This is a genomic window from Alcaligenes sp. Marseille-Q7550 (genome assembly GCF_965112015.1).
The window spans coordinates 1,453,178-1,476,474 of record NZ_CBCOPU010000002.1 but is presented as its reverse complement, the minus strand read 5'-3'; the positions used below and the strand labels follow the sequence as shown (position 1 = coordinate 1,476,474).

Here is a 23,297-nt window from a genome sequence, read left to right as displayed (position 1 = left end):
GGGCCGCCAGATGCCGGCGGCGCTCGCCCGGCAGGCGTACGTCGGCATCCTGCAGCATCGCCTCGACCAGAACCTCGAGGCGTTCGTCGTAGCTGTCGGAACCTGCGAAAGCGGCGGGATCGATGAGCAGGAAGACATGGCACAGGTTGGGACGATTGCCCTGCGCCTTGAAGAACGAATCAGCCTCGAAGGCCCAGGCGCCGCCCCCCAGCCCGACACAAAGCAGCTCGACCATCAAGGCCAGCATTGCGCCCTTGACCCCGCCGGCCGGACACATCATGCCGGCCAGTCCGGCCTGGGGATCCGTGGTCGGCCGTCCCTGTTCATCCAGCGCCCATCCCAGCGGGATGGATTCTCCTCGTCTGGCGGCGGTCATGAGCTTGCCGCGCGCCACCTCGGACAGGGACAGATCGATGCTGATCGGTGTGCGGCCCCGGCGGGGGAAGACGGCGGCGATGGGATTGGTGCCGAACAAGGCTCGGGAGCCTCCCCAGGCCGGCATGGCCGATGGCGAATTGCTGAATGCAAACGCCATGTATCCCTGTTCGGCGGCTTGACGCAGATGATAGGAAGCCATGCCGAAATGATGGCTGCGGCGTACGGCCGCGCAGGCGACCGCCGTTTGAGCCACGCGCTCCATGGCGACCCGCAGGGCCAGGTCGCACGCCGGGTAGGCCAGGCCGTCCTGCGCATCCACCAGAATGCCGGCGCCTTTCTCGGCGGCCACGCGCGGCTGCGCCCGGGGATCGATCCGGCCGTGGCGCATGTGGCTGATGTATTGCGGCAGGCGGCTCAGGCCGTGAGAAGGCAGGCCCTGCATTTCTGCCTCGACCAAGGCACGCGCCGTACTGGCGGCCGCCAGGCGGGACACCCCTTCGCGCAGCAGCGCCTGTTCGGCCAGTTCCAGCAGCTCGGCCCGGAAGTAGCGTTGGGAAGTGGCGGCAGGGAAGGCATGGGCGGGGTTGTTCATCAGGATGGGCTCCGTAGTTGGCGGGCGACGGCGTCCGCGACGAAGGCGCTGACGCGGGTATTGGCCTGGCGGCTCAAGCCGGCAATATGAGGGGTCAGGATCAGATTCGGTACATCCTGGAGATGCTCGGAGCAGGGCAGGGGCTCCTCATCGAACACATCCAGGGCCGCGCCGCCCAGCCGCCCGGCGCGCAGGGCGGCTGCCACGGCTGCTTCGTCCACCACGCCGCCTCGTGCGGTATTGATCAGGATCGCGTCGGATTTCATCTGCTCCAGTCGCCGGGCGTTGATCAGTCCGCGGGTGCTGGACAGCAAAGGCACGTGCAGGCTGACGATGTCGGCCTGAGCGAGCAGTTCATCCAGGGCCAGCGGCCTGACGTGATGGGCCGCCCAGGCCGGATCGTCAGGCGCCAGCCCGGGGTCGTGGGCGAACACGGACAGGCCCAGGTGCCCGGCCATCGCGCTGAGCTGCCTGGCGATGTCGCCGAACCCGATCAGGCCCAGGGTCAGGCCTCCGATCTCCCGGCCTTGGCCCAGCGCGGTGCGCGGCCATTGACCGCTGGCGACCGCACTGGTGGATCCGAAGGCGCCGCGCGCCAGAAGCAGCGCGGCTCCCAGCACGTATTCGGCGACGGCCCTGGCATTGGCGCCCGTTGCGGGGATCACTTGCACGCCGCGGTCCCGGCATGGCCCTAGCTGTATATTGTCCAGCCCCACGCCCAGTCGGCCGACAACCTGCAGCCGGGGCGCGCGCTCCAGCAGGGCCTGATCCACCTGCGTGCGGTTGCGCACGATCAGGGCGCGTGATCGGGCCAGCGCGGACTGCAAGTCCAGTGGGCGATCGACCAGCCCCGGGTCGTACAGCACTGAAAACTGTTCCCGCAGACGCTGGACGGCGGGCTCGTCCATGAATTCACTGATGACAATGTCCATGGCCTCTCCTTGCGAGAGCCCATGCTAAAGCTGTTGACGATCTAAGTCAACAATATCATATATATGAATTAGTTGAATTGGGCTGAATTACACGCGTTCAGTGGTCGCCGGCTTCATGGCCGATGTACTCGTACTCCTGGACATTGACGCGGCTTTGACGCCATTCCACAGCCTGCATCTTGTACGAATAGGCGACCCGGCGCACATCCAGCAAGGGCTGGCCCGGCTCCACGCCCAGCAACTGGCTATGGAGCTGGTCGGCGGCGAATATGCGCACCTGCTCGTCGGTGGTGATGACGTTGACGCCGAAGCGTTCCTGGTAGAAGCGGTAGAGCGTGCTGCTGCGTTCGCGCAGAAGCGTTTCATCCAGGCCCATGAAGATGCTCTCGGGCACGGTGACGGTGTCGACCATGACGTTCTGGCCGGTCAGGCTGAGCAGGGTGATGAATTCATAGACATGGGCTCCGGCGCCCAGGCGCAGCTTTTCCCGCGCCTCGTCGCCGGCCCGCAGGCGACGGAATTGCTGCAGCCGGGTTTCAGGATAGGAGCGCTTGCCGTCCTGGCGCGCGATGCGGAAGAACTTGAAGAAATGCTGGTTGTGCGCATGCTCGGCCACGAAGGTCCCCCGCCCCTGGTGGCGCACCAGGATGTTTTCCGAGACCAGGTCGTCGATGGCCTTGCGCAGAGTGCCGATGGAGACGTTGAACCGCGCCGCCAGCACTTTCTCGGGCGGTATGGCGTCGCCCTGGTTCCATTCGCCGCTGGCCAGGGCGGTGAGCACGGCCTGCTTGACCTGCTGATAAAGCGGGATGCCGGTGGGCGCAAGGGCACCGATGGGGTGGGGAGGAGCGAAATTATCCATGGGTTTCTCTGCTGAGGCGCGATCACTCGCATTTTACCGTTGCCGTGGTGGAATGGATACAATCAAATCATATAGATGATATGCTTGACTTGGATGAGTTGACTAATTAGTATTTATTTCAACCCGGAAGCAATCGCGATTTCTGGCATTTCCTTTTCATTCAAGGAGCGTATCGATGATTCACGCTGTATTGCACGACGCAAAGGACACGGTGGCCGTCGCCGTGGTGGAAGGCATCAAGGCAGGCACCGAGCTCAATGCCTGGATCATGGACGAGGACAAGATCATCCAGGTCCGGGCCCAGCAGGACATCCCGATCGGCCACAAGGTGGCGCTGCATCCGATGCAGGTCGGCGACACGGTCTACAAGTACGGGGTCGATATCGGCAAGGTTGTCGCCCCCATCCAGCCGGGCGACCACGCCCATGTGCAGAACATCAAGACCAAGCGCTGGTAATTCCCCTGCCCGCACGAATCTGAACAATCATTCAAGGACATCACTATGTCGGTCATTTCCGCAGACACCACTTTCATGGGCTATCGGCGCGCCAACGGCCGGGTGGGGGTGCGCAATCACGTCATCATCCTGCCTGTGGACGATATTTCGAACGCGGCGGCCGAGGCGGTCGCCAACAACATCAAGGGCACGCTGGCCTTGCCTCATCCTTATGGCCGCCTTCAGTTCGGCGAGGACCTGGAGCTGCACTTTCGCACCCTGATCGGCACGGGCAGCAATCCCAACGTCGCCGCCGTCGTCGTGATCGGCATCGAGGAAGGCTGGACCAAGCGCGTGGTGGACGGCATCGCCAAGACCGGCAAGCCCGTGGCCGGCTTCAGCATCGAGCTGAACGGCGACCACAGCACCATCATGCGCGCCTCGCGCGAAGCCAAGGAATTCGTGCACTACGCCACGGCGCTGCAGCGCGAGCCCTGCCCGATCAGCGAACTCTGGGTGTCGACCAAGTGCGGGGAATCGGACACCACCTCGGGCTGCGGCGCCAACCCGACCGTGGGCAATGCCTTCGACAAGCTGTACGCGCTGGGCAGCACCTTGTGCTTTGGCGAGACCTCGGAGCTGACCGGCGGCGAGCATATCGTGGCCGAGCGCTGCGCCGATGACGCCGTGCGCGAGCGTTTCATGTTCATGTTCAACCGCTACCAGGACATGATCAACCGCTGGAAGACCAGCGACCTGTCCGAATCCCAGCCCACCAAGGGCAATATTGCGGGCGGCCTGACCACGATCGAGGAGAAGGCCATGGGCAACATCCAGAAGATCGGCAAGCGCTGCCGGGTCGACGGTGTGCTGGACAAGGCCGAAGTGCCGAGCGGCAGGGGGCTGTGGTTCATGGATTCCTCGTCGGCCGCCGCCGAGATGGTGACCTTGTGCGCCGCCTCGGGCTATGCCGTGCATTTCTTCCCCACCGGCCAGGGCAACGTCATCGGCAACCCCATCCTGCCGGTGATCAAGATCTGCGCCAACCCGCGCACGGTGCGCACCATGGGCGAGCACATCGATGTGGACACCTCCGCGCTGCTGCAGCGCGAGATCGACCTGGACAAGGCCGGCGACCTGCTGCTGGAGAGCATGCTGGCCACCGCCAACGGGCGCTGGACCGCCGCCGAGGCGCTGGGGCATCGCGAATTCGTCCTGACCCGGCTGTTTGAAAGTGCGTAGGAGGATCTGGTTCAGCAGGATGTAGTCGATGGCTTCCCCGGTTTGCCGGGGAGGCCATTCTTGTTTCACGGGCCTGAGAGCTCGCAGCGGCACATACCCATAATTTGTTGGAGAGACAAAATGAATTATCGCTTTCGTGCTTTGTTGCGCTTGAAATCAGTGGTTGCGGTAGCGAGTATTTCCGTCTGTGCCTGGGGTTCCGCCCAGGCCGCGGACTGGCCCAGCGGGCCGGTCACGCTGGTGGTGCCTTTTTCCGCCGGCGGCACGACCGACGTGGTCGGGCGACTGATGGCCCAGAAGCTGGGCGAGCTGTGGGGGACCAGCGTGGTGGTGGACAACCGGCCGGGAGCCAGCGGCAATATCGGCGCGTCCCTGGTGGCCCGGGCCACGCCCGACGGCCAGACCATCCTGATGGCCTCGGGCAGCAATCTGACCGTCAATCCCCACCTGTACAAGGCCCTGCCCTACAACGTGGACAAGGACTTCACCCTGGTGACCAATGTGGCGGCCGGCCCCATGGTGGTGGTGACCTCCACGGCGGTGCCGGCCAAGAACCTGCAGGAGCTGATCGACTATGCCAGGCAGAACCCGGGCAAGCTGAACATGGGGTCGGCAGGCATAGGCAGCCAGGTCCACACGGCGGGCGAGAACTTCGCCGATGCCGCCAAGATCAAGGTGACCCATGTGCCCTACAAAGGCGAAGCCGCCGCCTACACGGACCTGATGGCCGGACAGATCGACATGGTGGTCGGCAATATAGGCGCCGTCAGCACGCTGGTGTCCAGCGGCAAGATCCGGGCGCTGGGAGTGACCTCCAAGGAGCGGGCGCAGATGCTCTCCGACATCCCGACGGTGGACGAGGCCGGGGTGGCGGGCTTCGAGAACAAAGGCTGGTTCGCCTTCGTCGTACCCAAGAAGACGCCCCAGGCAGTGGTGGACAAGCTCTATGCCGACACGCGCAAGGTGCTGGACATGCCTGATGTGCAGCAGAAGCTGGCCAGCTTGGGCATGCAGGCGGTGGGCAACAGTTCGGATGAACTGCAGCAGGAGGTCCGCAGCGAGTCTGAATTGTGGGAGCGCATCATCAAGCAGCAGGGCATCACGCTGCAGTAAGGACCGGGGCCGGCTTGCGCCGGCCCCATGCCCGCGCCGGCATCAGGCCTGAACCGACGCCGGAAGGGCCTCGTCGGCCAAGTAGGCTCCGGCCGGGCTGGACGCGCGTGAAACGCACCGGGCGCCGTTCGATGATCAATCCTCCCGGGCCTTGCTGCAGTACCGAGAACCAGGACTGTTCCAGGTCCCGCACCAGGGGGAAGTCGCTGCGAAAATGAGCGCCGCGCGAGTCGTCGCGCGCCAGGGCCGCCCGTGCGATGACCTGACTGACCTGTATCTGATTATCCAGGTTGAGCCAGTCCTGCCAGCTAAGGTTAAAGGCGCGCTCGCGCGTGTCCAGGCCTATGCCATGCAGTTGCGCATGCAGGCTGTCCAGTTCTTCAATGGCCTGCTGCAGGCCCTGGGCGTCACGCACGATGCCGACCTTGTCCCACATGCAGTCCGCCAGTTGGTCGCGCAAGGCGTTGAGGTCGCCGGGCGGGAGGGTGAAGGGCAGCTCGGCGCGGCGGATCGCCTCGCGCACATGCGCATGGTTCCAGTCAGGCAGGCTTTGGCTTCGGGCCCAGGCCCCCATGGTGTCGCCGGCGATGCCGCCGAACACGGTGGAATTGGCCACGCCGCTGCCGCCCAGCCGGGCGGCGCCATGCACGCCGCCCGTGTCTTCGCCGGCGGCGAACAAGCCTTCCCATGGCGTGGCACAGTCGGGACGGAAGATGACGCCGCCCATCATGTAGTGCGCGGTCGGCACGACTTCAACTTGACCGCCTGCCAGATCGAAGCCGCAGTCGGCGCAACGCTCCACCATGCCTTTGAACTGGCGCCGCACCTGGTCCGGGCCCAGGTGGTGCATCTGCAGGTAGACGCCGCCATTGGGCGTGGTGCGCCCGGCGCGCATTTCGCTGAAGATACCGCGCGAGACGATGTCGCGGGTGGCGCGTTCGCCGCGTTCGTCGTAGTTGCGCATGAAACGCTCGCCCCGGCCGTTGAGCAGGTGGCCTCCCGCGCCGCGCAGTCCTTCTTCGAGCACGGTGCCCGTCATGCGCGTGTCGGATCCGGCCAGCAGCCCTGTGGGATGGAACTGGACCATTTCCATGTCGCGCAGGGGCAGGCCGGCGCGCAGGGCCATGGCCAGGCCGTCGCAACTCTTGTCGCCCGAGGGCGTATGGTACTTGTACATGGTCGGGCCGCCGCCGGTGGCCAGCAGCACCGCCTTGGCGCGTACCAGCCGGTACAGGCCGCTGCGCAGGTCTATCATCAGCACGGCGGCAATGCGCCGGCCGTCGCCCGACGGAATGAGCTCGATGGCCCTGTGTTCCTCCAGGCGGTTTATCTGGCGTGCCCATACCTGTTCGGCCAGACGGTTGATGATCTCGATGCCGGTCAGGTCGCCCTTGTGCACGGTGCGATCGAAGGTCTGCCCTGCAAAGGCTTTCTGGTGCAGGCTGCCGTCGCTGTTGCGGTCGAAGAAGCAGCCCAGCTCATTTTCCAGTTCGTGGACCCGCTCGACGGCCTTGTTCACCAGCGTCCAGGCCAGGTCCTGGTCGGGCAGCCATTTGCCGCCCTCTATCGTGTCCATGAAATGGCGTTCGGGCGAATCACCCTGGGCCAGGGCCACGTTGCAGCCGCCCTGGACCATGCGGGTACAGCCGCACTTGCCCAGCAGGCCTTTGACGGCGACCGTGATGCGCAGATCTGGCGCGGCCTGATGCGCGTGCAGGGCCGCGAACAGCCCGGCCCCGCCCGAACCCAGGATCAGGATGTCGGTTTCAATGATGTCGGCCGGTTCCATCATGCCACTCCCAGGGTTTGAAGCACCGCCGCCTGCCGCCGGGCGACCTTCTGGTCCACGTCCTCGTACAGGGAGCGGCCATGACTGTCCATGCCCACCAGCAAGGGGCCGAAGTCGCGGATGCGGAACTGCCACAGCGATTCTGGATTCAGATCATCCAGGTCCACGTCTTCGATTTCCTCGATCCAGGTGGTCTCCAGCGCCGCCGTGCCACCGACAATGGCCAGATAGGCGCCGCCCAGTTCCTGGAAGGCGGCCAGGGAGCCGGCATGCATGCCGCCTTTGCCGATGATCAGGCGCACGCCCAGCTGCGTCATCAATTGCCGGGTGAAGCGCTCCATGCGCGAGGAGGTCGTCGTGCCTATGCACACGGGCTGGTAGCCGGCTGGAACGCCGGGGCCGGGAGGAACGCGGCGCACATTGGGGGCGGTGTGGATGACGGCGTGGCCGTGCAGGTCCAGGCGAGTGCTGCGGCCCTTGTCGAACAGGGCGATGTAACTGGCGTCGCGTATGCCGAACAGGCGGTGCTGCAGGGTGACGGTGTCGCCCACCTGCAGCGCCCGTACCTGGGCTTCGGTCACGGGTGTGGTCAGGATATGGTGGCTCATGGCGCGCTCCGGATCAAAAGCCATAGTCGATGCCGCCGGCATGCAGGCGGGCGCGGGCGCGGCGGGCGGAATGGCATTGCATGTTGACCGAGACCGGATTCATGGTGATGTGGGTGGCGGCCAGTTCCACATGGACGGCAAACGCCGTGCCGTCGCCACCCAGGCCCTGGGGGCCTATGCCTAATTGATTCACGGCCTGGCTCAGCTCGGCCTCCAACTGCGCGCCCAGCTCGTCTTCGCAGCGGCTGCCCAGGGGGCGGGTGGCCGCCTTCTTGGCCAGATGCACGCACAGGTCCGACGTGCCGCCTACCCCCACGCCCACGATGGTGGGCGGACAGGTCTTGCCGCCCGCTTTCACGACGCAGTCGATGACGAACTTTTTGACCGCCGCCAGGCCGTCGGCGGGGATGGCCATGTGCAGGAACGAATTGTTCTCCGAGCCGCTGCCTTTGGGGATCATCTCCAGTTCCAAGGTGCCGGGCTCAGCAATGTATTCGATGTGAATGATGGGCACGCCGGGACCGCAGGAGGTCTGGTTGTTCCGTCGGCTGATGGGATGCACCACGCTGGAGCGCAAGGGGTGTTCCTCGGTCGCGCGCCGGCAGCCGGCCCGGATCGCCTCGGTCAGGCGCCAGCCGTCCACCTGCGCATCCGGACCCAGGGTGACGTTGTAGATGGGAATGCCGGTGTCCTGACACAGGAGATTGTCCTGCTGTTCGGCGACCTGGATGTTGGTCACCATTGTCTGCAGAATATTTTGTGCACGGCTGGAGCGTTCGCGGGCCTGCAGGCGTCCGAAACCGGCCTTGATGTCGTCGGGCAGTCGTTTCAGGGCGCGTATATACAGTTGGCAGGCGGCCTCTTCGATGTGGGCATAGTCAATGGGAAGCATGGTCACGTCCGGGAGACAAAGAGAAAGAGAAAAGAGACGGCCAGGGCGCCGAGCACGCTCCCGGCAATCCAGCCGCGGCGCAGCCCCTGCCAGGGACGAAACTCGATCAGCAGAATGCGCAGCCCGCCCAGCAGGTGTACGGTCAGCAGGGCGACCAGAGCCCATTCGCCGGCGCGAAACAGTGGAGCTTCGTACCAGCGCAAGGCTTGATCCAGCCTGGCTTCTCCGTTCAAGGCCAGGCCCAGGGTCCAGAAGTGCAGGGGCAGGAAGATCAGCAGCAGCACGCCGGACAGGCGGTGTATGAAAAAGGCCAGCCAACTGGCGTGGCGGCGATTGGATGTGCGATTGCGATGCATGTCAGGCTCCTGCCAGGGTGACGGCCCAGACTGCGCGCAGCCCCAGGGCCAGGAGAACCAGGCCGATGGCATGGGCGATGCGCGTGCACGCGGCCGGACTCAAGCGGGTCCATTCCACCAAGACTGCGCGTAGTCCCAGTGCGCCGTGCAGACTGACCAGGATGACGAAGGCGCTATAGAAAACTCCCCACAGAGCGTTGCCGCGCGTACGCTGCAAAATCTCGGTGGCGCTCAGTCCGTCCTGCATGGCGTAAAGAATCAGGCCCAGATGCGTGAACACGAACACCGTCATCAGCATGGCGCTGAGCCGTTGCCAGTACCACATGCGCACGGCGCGCACCGTATTGCGCGGCGAGTTCATGGCGCTTCTCCGGACAGCAGCGCCTGGACGGTCCGGCGCTTGAGTCCGGCGATCGAGGCGGTCGGCGTCAGGCCCTTGGGGCAACGCAGGGTACAGGAGCCCTGGCTGTGGCAGGCGTGGCAGCCGGCGTCGCCGGCCACGGCCAGCAGGCGCTCGCCCTGCTGCACATCGCGCTCGTCGTTGACCAGGGTCCAGGCACGGTTCAGCGCCGCCGGCCCCAAGAACTCGGGCCGCCAGCCGACGACGTCGCAGGAGGAATAGCAGACGGCGCAGCCTATGCATTCGATGCCCGCATCGGCGGCCCGGCGGGCTGGAGAGTCCGGGCTGATCCGGGCGACGGGCTCGTCCCGTCCGGACAGGCCCTTGAACTGGCCGCGCGCCTGGCGCTGCTTGTCGAAGAAATAAGCCATGTCTACCGCCAGGTCCTTGATGACCGGCATGTTGGCCAGGGGCTCCAGGCGCAGGAGGGGCCCCTTGGCGACCTTGGCCACATGGGTGCGGCAGGTCCAGCGTGCGACTCCGTTGACGCGCATGGCGCAGGAGCCGCACATGCCGACCCGGCAGGCGTAGCGGTAGGACAAGGTGGGATCCAGGCGGCGCTGGATGTAGGTGACGATGTCCAGCACGGTCTGGTTGTCGCGCCGGGGAACGCCAAAGCGCTCGAACCGGCCGTGACGGGCGCCGCGCCAGATCTCGACGCTCAGGGTGGGGGCAGGCTTCATGTCAGGCTCGCGAGAGTGGGATCACGAGCACCATGTTGCGGTGAAACCAGTTAATAGTAAACCTAGTAATTTTTGTAAAATGCATAAAACTATTTTATGGATAGGTCATGTCGTCCAGCCGCCAGTTCCGCACAGCCCTGGCCGCCGCGCAGGCGGGCAGCTTCACCGAGGCCGGTCGCCGGGTCGGGTTGACGCAGGCCGCCGTCAGCCTGCAGGTACGCAATCTCGAAGAGGAGCTGGGAGTGGTGCTGTTCGAACGCGGCAAGACGGCCTTGGCCGTGACCGCGGACGGGCAGTCCGTGCTGGAGCGCCTGGCGCAACTGGTCGACGCTTATGACAAGCTGTGCCGGCCCGACGATGGCGTCTTGCGCGGCACGCTGCTGGTGGGGGCGCTGGTGTCCGCCCTGATGGGCTCCTTCGGCAATGCGCTGGCCCGCATCCGCACGGACTTTCCGGAACTGGACTTGCGGCTGTTCGCCGGGCAGTCCGGCGACTTCGCCCGCAAAGTGGCCGCGGGCGAACTGGATGCGGCCGTGGTGGCCGAGCCGCCTTACGAAGTGCCGGCGGGCTTGATGTGGACGCCTTTCTATCGCGAACCCCTGGTGCTGATCGCGCATCGGGACTTGGCGCCGGCCGATCCTCTGGAGTTGCTGCGCCGGGAACGCTTCCTGCTGTTCGATCGGTCCCTGTGGACGGGGCGCCTGGTCAGTTACGCCTTGGAGCAGTTGGGCGTACGCCCGGACGTGGCGCTGGAACTCAATTCCGTGGAGGCGATCGTGCAACTGGTGCGCAAGCAGTTCGGGGTGGCCATCGTGCCGCATCTGGCCAATGCCGAATGGGATGAACAGCAACTGCAGGTGCTGGACCTGCCGGGCGTGGCGCTGCACCGTTCCGTGGGCATGCTGGAGCGCCGGGTCCACGGCAAACAGGCCGTGACGCAGGCCTTGTGCGCCTGGTTCGGCCTGGAACGCTAACAGATCCACGCTGGACGCCTTCCAGGCGATTGAAGTACTCTGGACCGACACGAACCACGATCCAGGATCTTGCCGCCGCCCTGGCGGGAAGTGCGAGGCTTGTCCGGACTGCCATTGGAAAAGGTCCGGCCGCGCCGGTACTCGCAGCGGCTCGCCGCTGTGGCATGGAGGACGAACATGGCAGAGAGGGGGGGAGCGCCGTTGGCGAGGTGGTGCTGGCTGGTGCTGGCGATATGCCTGCTGTGGCCGGCCGCGCGGGCGCAGGCCTGTACGGCGGACCAGCCCATACGACTTGCGGACCTGAGCTGGGAAAGCGCGGCGTTCAGCACGCAGCTCTATCAGGAGATCCTGGAGAAGGCCTATGACTGCCGTACCGAGCGCGTGCCGGGATCGTCGGCGGCGCTGGAAACAGCCCTGGCCCAGAACGATATCCAGTTGATCGGCGAAATCTGGTCGGGCCGGACCGAGATCATCGAAAAGGCGATTGCGGCCGGCCAGGTCAAGGTCATCGGCAACACGCTGGAAGGCGGCGCCGAGCAGGGCTGGTACGTGCCCGACTACGTCATCGACGGCGACAAGGAACGCGGCGTGCCGCCGGCGGCGCCCGAACTGCGCCGCATCGAAGGCCTCGGGCGTTACGCGCAGGTCTTCAGCGATCCCGAACAACCCGGCCGCGGCCGTTTCTACAACTGCCCCTCGGGCTGGGTGTGCGAGACCTTCAACAGCCGCTTGTTCGAGCTGTACGGCCTGGACCGGCAATACCAGAACTTTCGCCCCGGCACGGGCGCGGCCCTGGATGCGGCCATCAGCGCCGCCTATGACCGGCGCCAGCCCATTCTGTTCTATTACTGGCAGCCGGCCGGACTGATGGCCAAGTATTCCTTTCGCAAGCTGGCCAGCGCGCCCTTCGATCAGGCCTGCTGGGATGCCGCCGTCTCCGGCAAGGGCAAGACCTGTCCGACCGATTTCATCCTGGCCACGATCGCGGTGGCCGCGTCCACGCCGTTCGTGCAGGCGCATCCCGATCTGGCCGCCCTGTTCGAAAAAATCCAGCTGCGCCCCGAACAGATGAATGAAATCATCCTGGGCATGTCCGAAGGAGGCCGGAGCGCCGCGGCCCAGGTGCAGCGCTTCCTGAAAGAAAATCCGGAGCAGTGGCGCGCGTGGATGCCGGCCGTCCAGGCCGATCGCCTGCAGGCGGCCCTGGAGCCGGCAGGCGCGTCCAGCCGTCCGGCTGCGGCCCCGGGCTTCTTTCCGCACTGGTCGGCGGCGGACTGGATCAATCGTCAATTGCTGGCGGCGGTGCGCGACTGGGGCACGGGCTTTCGCAGCATCAGCGCCTGGATCCTGAATCGCGTGATCCTGCCCGTGGAAGGCATCCTGCAGGCCGCGCCGCCCTGGGCCATGCTGCTGCTGGCCGGCGCCGCGGCCTGGTGGGGCCAGCGCCGCTGGCTGCCGCCCCTGCTGTACGTGGCCGGGCTGTATCTGATCGGCGCCATGGGCCTGTGGGACAAGCTGATGCAGACCTTCACCCTGGTGCTCGTGGCCACCTGCTTCTCGGTGCTGATCGGCATTCCCGTGGGTGTGCTGGCCGCGCGCAGCCGGGTGCTGCGCCGCGTCCTGACCCCTGTGCTGGATGTCATGCAGACCATGCCCAGTTTCGTCTACCTGATTCCCGTGCTGATGCTGTTCGGCCTGGGCAAGGTGCCGGCGGTCCTGGCCACCGTCGTGTATGCCGTGCCGCCGCTGATACGCCTGACCAGCCTGGGCCTGCGCCAGGTCGACCCCAATGTGATGGAAGCGGCGCAGGCCTATGGGGTGACGCGCTGGCAGATGCTGGTCAAGGTGACGTTGCCGCTGGCCCGCCCCAGCATCATGGCCGGCATCAACCAGACCACCATGATGGCCTTGTCCATGGTGGTGGTGGCCTCCATGATCGGCGCCCAGGGCCTGGGCGAAGACGTGCTGGCCGGGATACAGACGCTGGACATCGGCCGAGGGCTGCAGGCGGGGGTCGCCATTGTGATCCTGGCCATCGTGATGGATCGCATTTCCCAGTCGTACGGACGTTCGCAGCGCCGCCGGCGGCGGGACAGGAAGCAGCCATGAAGCCAGATACGCAAAGCGATAGCGCCGTTCAGAACTGCAAGGTCGAACTGCGCGAGGTCTACAAGGTCTTCGGCGCTCGCCCGCAGCAGGCCGTGGAACTGTTGCGGCAGGGCCAGGACAAGCAGGCCGTGCAGCAGCAGACCGGCTGCATCGTGGGCCTGGCCGGCGTGAACGCCTGCTTCCCGGCGCAACAGATCTCCTGCGTCATGGGATTGTCGGGCTCGGGCAAGTCCACCCTGGTGCGCCACATCAACCGGCTGATCGATCCGACCGCGGGCCAGGTGCTGGTGGACGGGGAGGACATCCTGAAGCTGGACATGGCGCGCCTGCGCCAGTTGCGTCGCCACGGGATCAGCATGGTGTTCCAGGCCTTCGGGCTGCTGCCCCACCTGACGGTACGGGACAATGTGGCCTTCGGCCTGGAGGTGCGCGGCGAGGGCCGCCGCCAGTCGCGCGAGCATGCCCTGCAGTGGCTGGAGCGGGTGGGGCTGCAGGATTATGCGCTCAATTATCCGGACGAGCTGTCCGGCGGCATGCAGCAGCGTGTGGGCCTGGCCCGCGCCCTGGCCGTGGATGCCGAAGTCCTGCTCATGGACGAAGCCTTTTCAGCCCTGGACCCGCTGATACGCTATGAAATGCAGGACGAGCTCCTGCGCCTGCAGCAGAGCCTGAACAAGACCATCATCTTCATCACCCACGACATAGACGAGGCTCTGCGCATGGGCCGGCACATCGTCGTGTTGCGCGAGGGCAAGGTGGAGCAGAGCGGCACCCCCGCGCAGATCCGCGACGAGCCCGCCAACGATTATGTGGCGCGCTTCGTGAACAAGCCCCGCGCCTGAAGGGCGCCGGATCGCCCCGCGCGCCGGGAAAAAGACCCGCCTTGGACAGGCGCTCCTCAAAAAACTGTTGTGTATCAAGCAGTTTGAGGACGATTTTTTGTGTGGATGTTTGCTCTGATTTACAAGTGCGTGGTATATTAGGCAGCTTAGCCAAAAAGTTTTGGCTAAAGTCGCTAGCGCAAAGATTTTTTTGCGTGCACTCTCAGTTAGCCCCGACCAATCGGAGTCGGGAGGGGAAGAGACGATGTCGGAGTGGACGCAGCCGCCTGCGGCGTGGCGGCTGGGCCTTGTTGGGCGTAAAGTCGGCATGACCCGTGTGTTCACAGAGGAAGGCGAGTCCATCCCTGTGACCGTACTGGACGTGTCCAACAACCGCATCACCCAGGTCAAGACGCCCGCAGTTGACGGTTACGCCGCTGTACAGGTTGCCTTCGGCACCCGCCGTGCATCGCGTGTCACCAAGCCCCAGGCAGGGCACTATGCAAAAGCCGGCGTTGAAGCCGGCAGCATCCTGAAAGAATTCCGTCTCGATCCCGCCGCCATCGCCGACCTCACGGCCGGTTCCGTCGTGGCCGTGGAAAGCATTTTCGAAGCGGGTCAGAAGGTTGACGTCACGGGCACCACGATCGGTAAAGGCTTCGCCGGCACCATCAAGCGCCACAACTTCGGCGCCCAGCGCGCCAGCCACGGTAACTCGCGTTCTCACCGCGTGCCCGGTTCCATTGGTCAAGCCCAGGATCCAGGCCGTATTTTCAAAGGTAAGAAAATGTCGGGTCACATGGGTGACGTTACCCGTACGGTTCAAAATCTTGACGTGATCCGCGTCGACGCCGAACGTGGCTTGTTGCTGGTCAAGGGCGCTGTCCCCGGCCACAAGAACGCCAACATCGTGGTGCGTCCTGCAGTGAAAGGAGCCTAATCCATGGAACTGAAGCTCCTGAACGAACAAGGTCAAGCGGCTTCCACCGTCGAGGCCAAGGATACCGTTTTCGGTCGCGAATTCAACGAAGCCCTGGTTCACCAGATCGTCGTTGCTTACCAAGCCAATGCTCGCAGCGGCAACAGCAAGCAGAAGACCCGCGCCGAAGTCAACCACAGCACCAAGAAGCCATGGCGCCAGAAAGGCACCGGCCGCGCTCGTGCTGGCATGACGTCCTCGCCCGTATGGCGTGGAGGCGGTCGCGCATTCCCCAACACCGGCGAAGAGAACTACTCGCACAAGGTCAACAAGAAGATGTATCGCGCCGGCATCAGCGCGATCCTGTCCCAGTTGGTCCGCGACGAGCGTCTGCTGGTCGTTGATTCCTTCGCACTGGAAGCCCCCAAGACCCGTCTGGCAGCCAACAAGCTGAAAGACCTGGGCCTGGAGTCCGTGCTGATCATCACCGACGTGCTGGACGAAAACGTGTACCTGGCTACGCGTAACCTGCCCCACGTTGCCGTGATTGAACCACGCTACGCCGACCCGCTGTCCCTGATCCACTACAAGAAAGTGCTGATCACCAAAGCGGCTGTCGCTCAGCTCGAGGAGATGTTGGGATGAACGCCGAACGTCTGTTGCAAGTCATTCTGGCTCCCGTCGTGACCGAAAAGGCCACGTTCGTAGCCGAGAAAAATCAGCAAATCGCTTTCCGCGTTGCCGCTGACGCCACCAAGCCCGAAATCAAGGCCGCCGTCGAACTGCTGTTCAAGGTGGAAGTGGAATCGGTGCAGGTGCTGAACCAGCAAGGCAAGGAAAAGCGCTTTGGCCGTTTCATGGGTCGCCGCCGCAATGTGCGCAAGGCATACGTCTCGCTCAAGGCCGGTCAGGAACTCGACTTTTCAGAGGTGAACTAATATGGCACTCGTAAAAGTCAAGCCTACGTCGCCTGGTCGTCGTGGCATGATCAAAGTGGTTCACAGCGAACTGCACAAAGGCGCTCCCCACGCGGCCCTGCTGGAAAAGAAATCCCGCTCCTCCGGCCGTAACAACAACGGTCACATCACGGTTCGTCACCGTGGGGGTGGTCACAAGCAGCACTACCGCATTGTCGACTTCCGTCGCAACAAGGACGGTATTCCTGCCAAGGTGGAACGCCTGGAATACGACCCTAACCGCAGCGCCCACATCGCTCTGGTGTGCTACGCCGACGGCGAGCGTCGTTACATCATCGCCCCTCGTGGTCTGGAAGTGGGTGCAACGATCGTTTCTGGCCAGGATGCTCCCATCCGCGCCGGCAACACGCTGCCTATCCGCAACATTCCCGTGGGTCAGACCATTCACTGCATCGAGATGCTGCCTGGCAAGGGCGCTCAGATCGCACGTTCGGCTGGTGGTTCGGCTGTGTTGCTGGCTCGCGAAGGCACGTACGCTCAAGTGCGTCTGCGTTCGGGCGAAGTCCGCCGCATTCACATCGACTGCCGCGCCACGATCGGCGAAGTGGGCAATCAGGACCACAGCCTGCGTCAGATCGGTAAAGCCGGTGCCGTCCGCTGGCGTGGTGTTCGTCCAACCGTTCGCGGTGTGGCCATGAACCCAATCGATCACCCACACGGTGGTGGTGAAGGTCGTACGGGTGAAGGCCGTGAGCCAGTCAGCCCATGGGGTACTCCTGCCAAGGGCTACCGCACCCGTCGTAACAAGCGCACAGACAATATGATTGTCTCGCGCCGTAAGCGCAAGTAAGGGGCGAACACTATGTCACGTTCGATCAAAAAAGGCCCATTCGTCGACGCTCACCTGATCAAGAAGGTGGACGCCGCTGTCGCGGGCAACGATAAGAAGCCGATCAAAACCTGGTCGCGCCGTTCTACCATCCTGCCCGAGTTCATCGGGCTGACGATTGCCGTGCACAATGGCCGTCAACACATTCCCGTTTACATCAACGAGAACATGGTTGGCCATAAGCTCGGTGAATTCGCCCTGACCCGTACGTTCAAGGGTCACGCCGCGGACAAAAAGGCCCGGAGATAAGCGATGGAAACTACTGCAACTATCCGTGGAGTCCGTATTTCGGCTCAGAAGGCACGTCTGGTCGCGGATCTGATCCGCGGCAAGTCCGTTGCCCATGCCCTGAATACGCTGACTTTCACTCCCAAGAAAGCCGCCGGCATCATCAAGAAAGCTCTGGAATCGGCCATCGCCAATGCCGAGCACAACGACGGTGCCGACATCGACGAACTGAAGGTCACCACCATTTACGTGGACAAGGCCCAGTCGTTGAAGCGTTTTTCTGCACGAGCAAAAGGCCGCGGTAACCGTATCGAGAAGCAGACTTGCCACATCGTGGTCAAGGTCGGCGCTTAAGGAGTCACAATGGGACAGAAAATCCACCCAATTGGGTTCCGCCTCGCTGTCAACCGCAACTGGAGCTCCCGTTGGTACGCCGACGGCGCCGAGTTCGGTACCATGTTGGCCGACGACATCCGTGTGCGCGAATACCTGAAACGCAAGCTCAAGAGCGCGGCCGTTGGCCGCGTGGTCATCGAGCGTCCAGCCAAGAATGCACGCATCACCATCTACTCGGCTCGTCCCGGCGTGGTGATCGGCAAGCGCGGTGAAGACATCGAAAGCCTGAAGGCTGACCTGCAGCGTCTGCTGGGCGTGCCCGTGCACGTCAACATCGAAGAAATCCGCAAGCCTGAAACCGACGCTCAACTGATCGCCGACTCCATTGCCCAGCAACTGGAAAAGCGCATCATGTTCCGTCGCGCCATGAAGCGTTCCATGCAGAACGCCATGCGTCTGGGCGCCCAGGGCATCAAGATCATGAGCTCGGGCCGTCTGAACGGTATCGAAATCGCCCGTACCGAATGGTACCGCGAAGGTCGCGTGCCTCTGCACACCCTGCGCGCCAACATCGATTACGGTACGTCCGAAGCGCACACGACTTACGGGATCATCGGTATCAAGGTTTGGGTCTACAAGGGCGACATGCTGCCTAACGGCGAAATGCCTGCTGAAACTGTAGCCCCTGAAGAACGCCGTCCACGTCGTCCTCGCGGCGATCGTCCTGAAGGTCGTCGCCCAGGCCGTGGTCGCGGTCCTCGTAAAGACGCTGCTCCTGCTGCGTCCGAAGGAGAATAAACATGCTGCAACCTTCTCGCAGAAAGTATCGCAAAGAGCAGAAAGGCCGCAACACCGGCCTGGCTACTCGCGGTGCTCAAGTTTCGTTCGGCGAATTCGGCCTGAAAGCCACGGATCGTGGCCGTCTGACCGCTCGCCAGATCGAAGCAGCACGTCGTGCGATCAACCGTCACATCAAACGTGGTGGCCGTATCTGGATCCGTATCTTCCCCGACAAGCCGATTTCGCAGAAGCCTGCTGAAGTCCGTATGGGTAACGGTAAAGGTAATCCAGAGTACTGGGTCGCTGAGATTCAACCCGGCAAGGTCCTGTACGAAATGGAAGGTGTCAGCGAAGAGCTGGCGCGCGAAGCATTCCGTCTGGCCGCCGCTAAGCTGCCAATTTCGACGACGTTCGTAACGCGTCACATTGGTGCTTAAGGAGACGTCATGAAAGCCAGCGAACTCCGCACCAAAGATGCCGCCGAGCTGCAGAAAGAGCTCGAGAGCCTGTTGAAAGCACAATTCAACCTGCGCATGCAGCGTGCTACGCAACAGCTTTCCAACACCAGCCAACTGTGCAAAGTGCGCCGCGACATCGCTCGCGTCCGTACCGTCATGGCTGAGACCGCAGGAAAGTAAGATGAGCGAAACTCAAACTCAAGCCCCAGCAAAGCGTCAACGTACCCTGATTGGTCAAGTTGTCAGCAACAAGATGGACAAGACTGTCGTCGTTCTGGTTGAACGCCGCGTCAAGCACCCTCTGTACGGCAAGATCATCATCCGCTCCAACAAATACAAAGCGCATGATGAGAACAATCAGTACAACGAAGGCGATACCGTCGAGATCTCCGAAGGCCGCCCAATCAGCCGCAGCAAGTCCTGGACTGTCGTGCGTCTGATCGAAGCCGCCCGCGTGATCTAAGCGCTTGCTCTGGCGTCAGACTCCGGCCCGGCGCCGTATAGTACCAAAACCCCGATCTGTTTCAGGTCGGGGTTTTTTTATGCCGGGCCGCTGCTCGCCGCCTTCGAAGCTGGTCAGCCCGATGGATTCGGGTCTGGATCGCGTTCAGCGGGCCTCTTGCCGACGCCACTGGGCCGGGCTCATGCCGACGCTGCGGCGAAAGGCCGCGCTGAAGGCGGCCGCCGAGCTGTAGCCTATGCGTTCAGCCACCTGCTCCAGCGCCAGGCCCTGTTCCAGGTAGCGCCGGGCCAATTGCATGCGCAGTTGCAGCAGCACCTGCGCCGGCGCCAGGCCGCACAGCAGGGTGAAGCGGCGGTGAAAGGCGGCGCGCGACATGTTCAGGCAGGCCGCCATCTCGTCCACGGTCCATTCCCGGGCGGGGTCGCGCATCAGTTGGTCCAGCAGGCTTCCAAAGGCATGGTCGCGTGCTAAATTGATCAGTCCGTGGGGCAGCGCGCCTGGCCGGGTGCCTGACGCGCATGATGGCGCAGCGTGTAGAACAGCAGCAGTTCAACCAGCCTTTCCAGCAGGCGCGGATTGGGCCGGGACTGGCCGCGCACCTCGGCCTGGATGAGTTCGAACAAGGGGCTGCCCGCTTGCGCGCTGGCGCCGTCCAGCAAAAGCACCTCGGGCAGGTTGGCCAGCAGCAGCTCGCTCAGCCCCGAGCCCAGGTCCAGGAAGCCGCACAGCAGGCCGGTGCTGTTGGCGATGGCCGGGCGTAGTTCCTGCATTGCCTGGCGCTGCAGAGGCGCATCAAAGGCCGGGCAGGCCTGGGACGCGCTGAGCCGGTGAGGCACGTCGCGCAGGAAGAAGACGGCGTCGCCGGCGTGCAGTTGCAGCGAGGGACTATTCTTGATGTGCAGCCAGCAGGGCCCGTGCAGCACCAGGTGAAAGCCCGCGCGCTGGTGGCCGTTCAGGCTGCTTTCCCAATGGTCGCAGTACTGGCCCAGGTGGAACAGGCTGGCCGTGATCTCCAGCCCGGACAGCAGCAGGTCCTCGACTGGATGTAGCGGGTCGGCGGTCTCGGGGCTTGCTTGGGGAGCGACTGAAGCGGGGTGGCTCATGGCAGGAATATGCTTATTTCTTTTCGTGGATATTTTCAATATGAATACAGCTAGACTGGCATATGGAAGCGCCGGGCCGCAGGGCCGACAATGAAGGCCTGCCATGAATCATCAAGGACCTAACGCTACCATGTCTCGCCTCACTCTTCACACTTTGGATTCCGCTCCTGAAGCCGTCAAGCCCGCGCTGGAGAAGGCTGTGCGCGGCAGCGGCTTCCTGTCCAACCTGCTGGCCGTGCTGGCCAGTTCGCCCGTGGCCCTGCAGGCCTACCAGGACATGTCGGCGCTGAACGCCACCGCCAGTCTGTCGCTGATCGAGCGCGAGGTGGTGCAACTGGTGGCCGGCACCACGCACGGCTGCCGGTTCTGCGTTGCCGGCCATACCGCCATCGCCACCAACAAGGCCAAGCTGGATCCGGAGATCCTGGCGGCGCTGCGCGCCCGCGGCTTCGAGCAGATCCAGGACGAACGCCTGCAGGCGCTGGCCCTGTTCACCAAGGCCGTCATCGATACTCGAGGCCAGGTGTCCGACCAGGCGCTGCAGGACTTCCGCGACGCCGGCTATGGCGACCAGCAGGCGCTGGAAGTGATTGCCGGCGTGGGCCTGGCGACAATCTGCAATTTCGCCAATAATCTGGCCCGCACCCCTCTCAACAGCCAACTGGAGGCCTACGCATGGGAAGCGCCCTGAACGCCGCACCCGACGAACTGACCGGCGCACCGACCGTGCGCCTGTCGCCCGGGCTGGTCCAATGGCTGGAAGAAAACGCCCTGGAGCTGGACACCGGCGCATCGCTCTCGGACGAGCTGCTGCCGCGCCTGGCTGAAGAAGGCCTGTTTCGCCTGGGCCTGAAAGACGATCTGTCGGATTTCGGTGATGCGGTGCGTTCCGTGGTGGCCGTGGCCGAGCATTCCCTGACGGCGGCGTTCGTGCTGTGGGGCCAGCGCACGTTCATCGAATACCTGCGCAACGTGCAGGATCCCGCCATGCGGGAGCGCTACCTGCCCAGCCTGCTCGACGGCCGCCTGGCCGGTTCCACCGGCCTGTCCAATGCCATCAAGTTCCTGGGCGGCATCGAAGGCCTGCAGTTGCAGGCGCGCCCCGACCAGGGTCAATGGCGTTTCGAAGGCCGCCTGCCCTGGGTGACCAATCTGCGGCGCGACAGTTTCCTGGTGGCCGTGGTGGCCGGCATGCCCGACGAGCAGGTGGGCATCTGGGCGTTCGAACATGGCGACGCCGGCCTGCAGCGGTCGGAGGACCTGGAGCTGGTGGGCTTGCGTGGCAGCAGCACGGCGGCGCTGACCTTCGACGGCGTGCGTGTGGGTCGGGAACGCCTGATGCACGCCAATGCCGCCGAGTTCGTGCGCGCCGTGCGCCCGCGTTTCATGGCGCTGCAGTGCGGCATGACCATGGGCCTGGCGCGCCGTTCCCTGCAGCTGGTGCTGCAGGCGCCGCGCCGCCAGTGGGTCCAGGAGCAGCCGGCCAGGCGCCTGCTGGCCCGGATCGAGGAGCTGGCCGACATCCTGATCGGCGCCGCCAGCAAGCCCGGCTCGGTGCCGCCGCCCGACCTGTTCCGCGTACGCATCGAATTGAGCGCGCTGGCCGCCGAGGCCGTGTCGCTGGAAAGCTCGGTCACCGGCGGGGCGGCCTATCTGGATGGCAAGCATCCGCAATTGCTGCGCCGCTATCGCGAGGCCCTGTTCGTGCCCTTGATCACGCCCACCGTCGCCCAATTGAAAGCGGAGCTGGGGCCGGACGCCGCATGAGCACGTCCGCCGCCACTCCGCCTCGCGCCCAGGAGCAGGCTCTGCTGGCCGGCCGGGGCATCACCCTTGCCTATGGCGGCCATACGGTCCTGCAGGGCCTGGACCTGACGGTGCGGGCCGGCGAGATCGTCGCGCTGCTGGGGCCCAGCGGCGTGGGCAAGTCTTCCCTGCTGCGCGTACTGTCCGGCCTGCAGGCGCCCACCCAAGGCGAGGTGAGCTTCCTGGGGCAGCCCGTGCGGGGAGTGCATCCGGCGCTGGCCATGGCCTTTCAGGAAGCCATCCTGCTGCCCTGGCTGAACGTGCAGGCCAATACGGGCTTCGGCCTGGGGTTCGCCCGCCAGCCGCGCCTGCAGGCCGCCGAGCGCCGGGCGCGCGTCGAGCAGGCCTTGCGCCAGGTGGGACTGTACGACAGCCGTCACCTGCGTCCTTCGGCCTTGTCCGGCGGCATGGCGCAGCGCGTGGCGATCGCCCGCTGCCTGGCGCGTCGTCCGCGGGTTCTGCTGATGGACGAGCCTTTCGGCGCCCTGGACGAGGTCACGCGTCGCCAGATGCAGCAATTGATCCTGTCCATCCGCGACCAGACCGGCTGCGCCATCGTGCTGGTCACCCATGACATTGACGAGGCCCTGTTGCTGGCCGATCGGGCCTTGTTGTTGGGCGGACGCCCTGCCGGCCTGCGCCGTGAATGGGCCTGCCCGGCCCATCCCCGCTCCCATCTGGATTCCTGGTTGCAGGCCATACGCCTGGAGGTCGTGGCCTGCCTGGAGCAGAGCCTGGCCCAGGCCGCTCCTTCTTCCTTTTTGCAAGGTATGCCGTCATGACCGACACCCCCACTTCCCGGACCCGCCGCGATCTGCTCAAGCTGGCCTCGCTGTTCACCGCGGCGGGCGCCGCTCCCTTGCTGGCCCAGCGCGCTGCGCGCGCCCAGGCCGAGCCCGATGCGCCGCTGCGCATCGGCTATCTGCCCATCACCGACGCCACCGCCATGCTGGTGGCGCACCACAACGGGTACTTCGAAGAGGCCGGCGTTGCCGTCGAGAAGCCCGTGATGGTGCGCAGCTGGGCCCAGTTGATCGAGGCCTTCATCTCCGGCCAGGTCAATCTGGTGCACCTGCTCACGCCCATGACGATCTGGGGGCGGTATGGCAGCCGCGTGCCGGCCAAGGTCGCTCTCTCTCTCTCTCTCTCTCTCTCTCTCTCTCTCTCTCTCTCTCTCTCTCTCCCTCCCTCCCTCCCTCTCTCTCTCTCTC

At 64.4% G+C, this 23,297-nt stretch carries 30 protein-coding genes and 1 pseudogene; 20 read left to right on the top strand and 11 right to left on the bottom strand.

What is annotated here, in order from left to right:
* The 3 genes from ACWPWO_RS16485 to ACWPWO_RS16475 all read right to left on the bottom strand — a co-directional run.
* On the bottom strand, window positions 1–970 hold a 970-nt coding region (locus ACWPWO_RS16485), incomplete at its 3' end, for an Ldh family oxidoreductase (RefSeq protein WP_454007466.1).
* Complete coding sequence (locus ACWPWO_RS16480; RefSeq protein ID WP_454007465.1) at window positions 970–1,902, bottom strand: NAD(P)-dependent oxidoreductase; 933 nt, start codon at window positions 1,900–1,902, stop codon at window positions 970–972. The genes ACWPWO_RS16480 and ACWPWO_RS16485, both read right to left, overlap by 1 nt.
* A 97-nt stretch (window positions 1,903–1,999) precedes the next feature.
* Window positions 2,000–2,764, bottom strand: a complete 765-nt coding sequence (locus ACWPWO_RS16475) for a GntR family transcriptional regulator (protein ID WP_454007464.1) — start codon at window positions 2,762–2,764, stop codon at window positions 2,000–2,002.
* A gap of 175 nt (window positions 2,765–2,939) precedes the next feature.
* Between ACWPWO_RS16475 and ACWPWO_RS16470 the strand changes: the two genes are divergently transcribed.
* The 3 genes from ACWPWO_RS16470 (at window position 2,940) to ACWPWO_RS16460 (ending at window position 5,555) form a co-directional block, all read left to right on the top strand.
* Window positions 2,940–3,221: a UxaA family hydrolase gene (locus tag ACWPWO_RS16470; protein WP_454007463.1), complete on the top strand. Its 282-nt coding sequence runs from the start codon at window positions 2,940–2,942 to the stop codon at window positions 3,219–3,221.
* A gap of 45 nt (window positions 3,222–3,266) precedes the next feature.
* Window positions 3,267–4,442, top strand: coding sequence for a UxaA family hydrolase (locus tag ACWPWO_RS16465; RefSeq protein ID WP_394062892.1), 1,176 nt, complete (start codon window positions 3,267–3,269; stop codon window positions 4,440–4,442).
* A 120-nt stretch (window positions 4,443–4,562) separates the two neighbouring features.
* Window positions 4,563–5,555 carry a Bug family tripartite tricarboxylate transporter substrate binding protein gene (locus ACWPWO_RS16460; RefSeq protein WP_454007462.1) on the top strand — a complete coding sequence of 331 codons (993 nt, stop codon included), beginning with the start codon at window positions 4,563–4,565 and terminating at the stop codon, window positions 5,553–5,555.
* Here the strand turns inward: ACWPWO_RS16460 and ACWPWO_RS16455 are convergent.
* From ACWPWO_RS16455 to ACWPWO_RS16430, 6 genes are read right to left on the bottom strand one after another with little or no spacing between them, the layout of a single operon-like run.
* On the bottom strand, window positions 5,542–7,347 hold the full coding sequence (locus tag ACWPWO_RS16455; protein ID WP_454007461.1) for an L-aspartate oxidase: 1,806 nt from the start codon (window positions 7,345–7,347) through the stop codon (window positions 5,542–5,544). The two genes, ACWPWO_RS16460 and ACWPWO_RS16455, sit on opposite strands and share 14 nt — an antisense overlap.
* On the bottom strand, window positions 7,344–7,952 hold the full coding sequence (locus ACWPWO_RS16450; RefSeq protein ID WP_454007460.1) for a fumarate hydratase C-terminal domain-containing protein: 609 nt from the start codon (window positions 7,950–7,952) through the stop codon (window positions 7,344–7,346). The genes ACWPWO_RS16455 and ACWPWO_RS16450 overlap by 4 nt, the downstream gene beginning before the upstream one ends.
* A 13-nt stretch (window positions 7,953–7,965) precedes the next feature.
* On the bottom strand, window positions 7,966–8,844 hold the full coding sequence (locus ACWPWO_RS16445) for a fumarate hydratase (RefSeq protein WP_454007459.1): 879 nt from the start codon (window positions 8,842–8,844) through the stop codon (window positions 7,966–7,968).
* Window positions 8,845–8,846: 2 nt separating this feature from the next.
* Entirely contained in the window at window positions 8,847–9,200 is a 354-nt protein-coding gene (gene sdhC, locus ACWPWO_RS16440) for a succinate dehydrogenase, cytochrome b556 subunit (RefSeq protein ID WP_454007458.1), read from the bottom strand.
* Between the two features lies 1 nt (window position 9,201).
* Entirely contained in the window at window positions 9,202–9,561 is a 360-nt protein-coding gene (locus ACWPWO_RS16435) for a succinate dehydrogenase (protein WP_454007457.1), read from the bottom strand.
* Complete coding sequence (locus tag ACWPWO_RS16430; protein ID WP_454007456.1) at window positions 9,558–10,283, bottom strand: succinate dehydrogenase/fumarate reductase iron-sulfur subunit; 726 nt, start codon at window positions 10,281–10,283, stop codon at window positions 9,558–9,560. The genes ACWPWO_RS16435 and ACWPWO_RS16430 overlap by 4 nt, the downstream gene beginning before the upstream one ends.
* 107 nt (window positions 10,284–10,390) lie before the next feature.
* Here ACWPWO_RS16430 and ACWPWO_RS16425 point away from each other — a divergent pair, with 107 nt between their 5' ends.
* From ACWPWO_RS16425 to rpsQ, 13 genes are all read left to right on the top strand, one after another.
* A complete protein-coding gene (locus ACWPWO_RS16425; protein WP_454007455.1) occupies window positions 10,391–11,257 on the top strand; it encodes a LysR family transcriptional regulator in 867 nt (288 codons plus the stop codon).
* Between the two features lie 177 nt (window positions 11,258–11,434).
* Window positions 11,435–13,366, top strand: a complete 1,932-nt coding sequence (locus ACWPWO_RS16420; RefSeq protein WP_454007454.1) for a glycine betaine ABC transporter substrate-binding protein — start codon at window positions 11,435–11,437, stop codon at window positions 13,364–13,366.
* Entirely contained in the window at window positions 13,363–14,208 is an 846-nt protein-coding gene (locus ACWPWO_RS16415; protein ID WP_454007453.1) for a quaternary amine ABC transporter ATP-binding protein, read from the top strand. Before ACWPWO_RS16420 ends, ACWPWO_RS16415 begins: the two co-directional genes overlap by 4 nt.
* Window positions 14,209–14,452: 244 nt before the next feature.
* Window positions 14,453–15,127, top strand: coding sequence for a 50S ribosomal protein L3 (gene rplC, locus ACWPWO_RS16410; RefSeq protein WP_454007452.1), 675 nt, complete (start codon window positions 14,453–14,455; stop codon window positions 15,125–15,127).
* Window positions 15,128–15,130: 3 nt separating this feature from the next.
* Window positions 15,131–15,751, top strand: a complete 621-nt coding sequence (rplD, locus tag ACWPWO_RS16405) for a 50S ribosomal protein L4 (RefSeq protein ID WP_341668279.1) — start codon at window positions 15,131–15,133, stop codon at window positions 15,749–15,751.
* Window positions 15,748–16,044 (top strand): 50S ribosomal protein L23, encoded by a 297-nt coding sequence (gene rplW, locus ACWPWO_RS16400; RefSeq protein ID WP_394062870.1) that lies wholly within the window; start codon window positions 15,748–15,750, stop codon window positions 16,042–16,044. Before rplD ends, rplW begins: the two co-directional genes overlap by 4 nt.
* Window position 16,045: 1 nt before the next feature.
* Window positions 16,046–16,873 (top strand): 50S ribosomal protein L2, encoded by an 828-nt coding sequence (gene rplB, locus ACWPWO_RS16395; protein ID WP_394062868.1) that lies wholly within the window; start codon window positions 16,046–16,048, stop codon window positions 16,871–16,873.
* A 12-nt stretch (window positions 16,874–16,885) separates the two neighbouring features.
* Window positions 16,886–17,161, top strand: coding sequence for a 30S ribosomal protein S19 (gene rpsS, locus ACWPWO_RS16390; RefSeq protein WP_394062866.1), 276 nt, complete (start codon window positions 16,886–16,888; stop codon window positions 17,159–17,161).
* A gap of 3 nt (window positions 17,162–17,164) precedes the next feature.
* Window positions 17,165–17,494: a 50S ribosomal protein L22 gene (gene rplV, locus ACWPWO_RS16385; protein ID WP_454007451.1), complete on the top strand. Its 330-nt coding sequence runs from the start codon at window positions 17,165–17,167 to the stop codon at window positions 17,492–17,494.
* 9 nt (window positions 17,495–17,503) lie between these two features.
* On the top strand, window positions 17,504–18,274 hold the full coding sequence (rpsC, locus tag ACWPWO_RS16380; RefSeq protein WP_454007450.1) for a 30S ribosomal protein S3: 771 nt from the start codon (window positions 17,504–17,506) through the stop codon (window positions 18,272–18,274).
* A gap of 2 nt (window positions 18,275–18,276) precedes the next feature.
* Entirely contained in the window at window positions 18,277–18,693 is a 417-nt protein-coding gene (gene rplP, locus ACWPWO_RS16375) for a 50S ribosomal protein L16 (RefSeq protein WP_394062860.1), read from the top strand.
* A 9-nt stretch (window positions 18,694–18,702) separates the two neighbouring features.
* Window positions 18,703–18,894, top strand: coding sequence for a 50S ribosomal protein L29 (gene rpmC / locus ACWPWO_RS16370; RefSeq protein ID WP_454007449.1), 192 nt, complete (start codon window positions 18,703–18,705; stop codon window positions 18,892–18,894).
* A gap of 1 nt (window position 18,895) precedes the next feature.
* Window positions 18,896–19,177, top strand: a complete 282-nt coding sequence (gene rpsQ, locus ACWPWO_RS16365; protein ID WP_394062857.1) for a 30S ribosomal protein S17 — start codon at window positions 18,896–18,898, stop codon at window positions 19,175–19,177.
* Between the two features lie 144 nt (window positions 19,178–19,321).
* Here the strand turns inward: rpsQ and ACWPWO_RS16360 are convergent, their stop codons facing one another.
* Both ACWPWO_RS16360 and ACWPWO_RS16355 read right to left on the bottom strand, forming a co-directional pair.
* Complete coding sequence (locus tag ACWPWO_RS16360) at window positions 19,322–19,606, bottom strand: helix-turn-helix domain-containing protein (protein ID WP_454007448.1); 285 nt, start codon at window positions 19,604–19,606, stop codon at window positions 19,322–19,324.
* 47 nt (window positions 19,607–19,653) lie between these two features.
* Window positions 19,654–20,280 carry a cupin domain-containing protein gene (locus ACWPWO_RS16355; protein WP_454007447.1) on the bottom strand — a complete coding sequence of 209 codons (627 nt, stop codon included), beginning with the start codon at window positions 20,278–20,280 and terminating at the stop codon, window positions 19,654–19,656.
* Window positions 20,281–20,410: 130 nt separating this feature from the next.
* Between ACWPWO_RS16355 and ACWPWO_RS16350 the strand changes: the two genes are divergently transcribed.
* The 4 genes and pseudogenes from ACWPWO_RS16350 to ACWPWO_RS16335 form a co-directional block, all read left to right on the top strand.
* Window positions 20,411–20,971: a carboxymuconolactone decarboxylase family protein gene (locus tag ACWPWO_RS16350; protein WP_454007446.1), complete on the top strand. Its 561-nt coding sequence runs from the start codon at window positions 20,411–20,413 to the stop codon at window positions 20,969–20,971.
* Window positions 20,956–22,047, top strand: a complete 1,092-nt coding sequence (locus tag ACWPWO_RS16345) for an acyl-CoA dehydrogenase family protein (RefSeq protein WP_454007445.1) — start codon at window positions 20,956–20,958, stop codon at window positions 22,045–22,047. The genes ACWPWO_RS16350 and ACWPWO_RS16345 overlap by 16 nt, the downstream gene beginning before the upstream one ends.
* Window positions 22,044–22,868: an ABC transporter ATP-binding protein gene (locus tag ACWPWO_RS16340; protein ID WP_394062850.1), complete on the top strand. Its 825-nt coding sequence runs from the start codon at window positions 22,044–22,046 to the stop codon at window positions 22,866–22,868. The genes ACWPWO_RS16345 and ACWPWO_RS16340 overlap by 4 nt, the downstream gene beginning before the upstream one ends.
* Window positions 22,865–23,215: pseudogene (locus ACWPWO_RS16335) on the top strand (ABC transporter substrate-binding protein); the annotation flags it as partial. The gene ACWPWO_RS16340 and the pseudogene ACWPWO_RS16335, both read left to right, overlap by 4 nt.
* Window positions 23,216–23,297: the final 82 nt, after the last annotated feature.

What these genes read in the sequence shown, in the direction of transcription:
- ACWPWO_RS16360 (WP_454007448.1), bottom strand. Translation starts at nt 19,606, where the DNA reads ATGCGCGACCCCGCCCGGGAATGGACCGTGGACGAGATGGCGGCCTGC.
- ACWPWO_RS16425 (WP_454007455.1), top strand. Translation starts at nt 10,391, where the DNA reads ATGTCGTCCAGCCGCCAGTTCCGCACAGCCCTGGCCGCCGCGCAGGCG.
- rpsQ (WP_394062857.1), top strand. Translation starts at nt 18,896, where the DNA reads ATGAGCGAAACTCAAACTCAAGCCCCAGCAAAGCGTCAACGTACCCTG.
- rplD (WP_341668279.1), top strand. Translation starts at nt 15,131, where the DNA reads ATGGAACTGAAGCTCCTGAACGAACAAGGTCAAGCGGCTTCCACCGTC.
- ACWPWO_RS16430 (WP_454007456.1), bottom strand. Translation starts at nt 10,283, where the DNA reads ATGAAGCCTGCCCCCACCCTGAGCGTCGAGATCTGGCGCGGCGCCCGT.
- rplW (WP_394062870.1), top strand. Translation starts at nt 15,748, where the DNA reads ATGAACGCCGAACGTCTGTTGCAAGTCATTCTGGCTCCCGTCGTGACC.
- ACWPWO_RS16465 (WP_394062892.1), top strand. Translation starts at nt 3,267, where the DNA reads ATGTCGGTCATTTCCGCAGACACCACTTTCATGGGCTATCGGCGCGCC.
- ACWPWO_RS16340 (WP_394062850.1), top strand. Translation starts at nt 22,044, where the DNA reads ATGAGCACGTCCGCCGCCACTCCGCCTCGCGCCCAGGAGCAGGCTCTG.
- ACWPWO_RS16475 (WP_454007464.1), bottom strand. Translation starts at nt 2,764, where the DNA reads ATGGATAATTTCGCTCCTCCCCACCCCATCGGTGCCCTTGCGCCCACC.
- rplP (WP_394062860.1), top strand. Translation starts at nt 18,277, where the DNA reads ATGCTGCAACCTTCTCGCAGAAAGTATCGCAAAGAGCAGAAAGGCCGC.
- ACWPWO_RS16435 (WP_454007457.1), bottom strand. Translation starts at nt 9,561, where the DNA reads ATGAACTCGCCGCGCAATACGGTGCGCGCCGTGCGCATGTGGTACTGG.
- ACWPWO_RS16460 (WP_454007462.1), top strand. Translation starts at nt 4,563, where the DNA reads ATGAATTATCGCTTTCGTGCTTTGTTGCGCTTGAAATCAGTGGTTGCG.
- rpmC (WP_454007449.1), top strand. Translation starts at nt 18,703, where the DNA reads ATGAAAGCCAGCGAACTCCGCACCAAAGATGCCGCCGAGCTGCAGAAA.
- ACWPWO_RS16445 (WP_454007459.1), bottom strand. Translation starts at nt 8,844, where the DNA reads ATGCTTCCCATTGACTATGCCCACATCGAAGAGGCCGCCTGCCAACTG.
- rpsC (WP_454007450.1), top strand. Translation starts at nt 17,504, where the DNA reads ATGGGACAGAAAATCCACCCAATTGGGTTCCGCCTCGCTGTCAACCGC.
- rpsS (WP_394062866.1), top strand. Translation starts at nt 16,886, where the DNA reads ATGTCACGTTCGATCAAAAAAGGCCCATTCGTCGACGCTCACCTGATC.
- rplC (WP_454007452.1), top strand. Translation starts at nt 14,453, where the DNA reads ATGTCGGAGTGGACGCAGCCGCCTGCGGCGTGGCGGCTGGGCCTTGTT.
- ACWPWO_RS16480 (WP_454007465.1), bottom strand. Translation starts at nt 1,902, where the DNA reads ATGGACATTGTCATCAGTGAATTCATGGACGAGCCCGCCGTCCAGCGT.
- ACWPWO_RS16345 (WP_454007445.1), top strand. Translation starts at nt 20,956, where the DNA reads ATGGGAAGCGCCCTGAACGCCGCACCCGACGAACTGACCGGCGCACCG.
- sdhC (WP_454007458.1), bottom strand. Translation starts at nt 9,200, where the DNA reads ATGCATCGCAATCGCACATCCAATCGCCGCCACGCCAGTTGGCTGGCC.
- ACWPWO_RS16470 (WP_454007463.1), top strand. Translation starts at nt 2,940, where the DNA reads ATGATTCACGCTGTATTGCACGACGCAAAGGACACGGTGGCCGTCGCC.
- ACWPWO_RS16350 (WP_454007446.1), top strand. Translation starts at nt 20,411, where the DNA reads ATGTCTCGCCTCACTCTTCACACTTTGGATTCCGCTCCTGAAGCCGTC.
- ACWPWO_RS16415 (WP_454007453.1), top strand. Translation starts at nt 13,363, where the DNA reads ATGAAGCCAGATACGCAAAGCGATAGCGCCGTTCAGAACTGCAAGGTC.
- ACWPWO_RS16355 (WP_454007447.1), bottom strand. Translation starts at nt 20,280, where the DNA reads ATGAGCCACCCCGCTTCAGTCGCTCCCCAAGCAAGCCCCGAGACCGCC.
- rplV (WP_454007451.1), top strand. Translation starts at nt 17,165, where the DNA reads ATGGAAACTACTGCAACTATCCGTGGAGTCCGTATTTCGGCTCAGAAG.
- ACWPWO_RS16455 (WP_454007461.1), bottom strand. Translation starts at nt 7,347, where the DNA reads ATGATGGAACCGGCCGACATCATTGAAACCGACATCCTGATCCTGGGT.
- rplB (WP_394062868.1), top strand. Translation starts at nt 16,046, where the DNA reads ATGGCACTCGTAAAAGTCAAGCCTACGTCGCCTGGTCGTCGTGGCATG.
- ACWPWO_RS16420 (WP_454007454.1), top strand. Translation starts at nt 11,435, where the DNA reads ATGGCAGAGAGGGGGGGAGCGCCGTTGGCGAGGTGGTGCTGGCTGGTG.
- ACWPWO_RS16450 (WP_454007460.1), bottom strand. Translation starts at nt 7,952, where the DNA reads ATGAGCCACCATATCCTGACCACACCCGTGACCGAAGCCCAGGTACGG.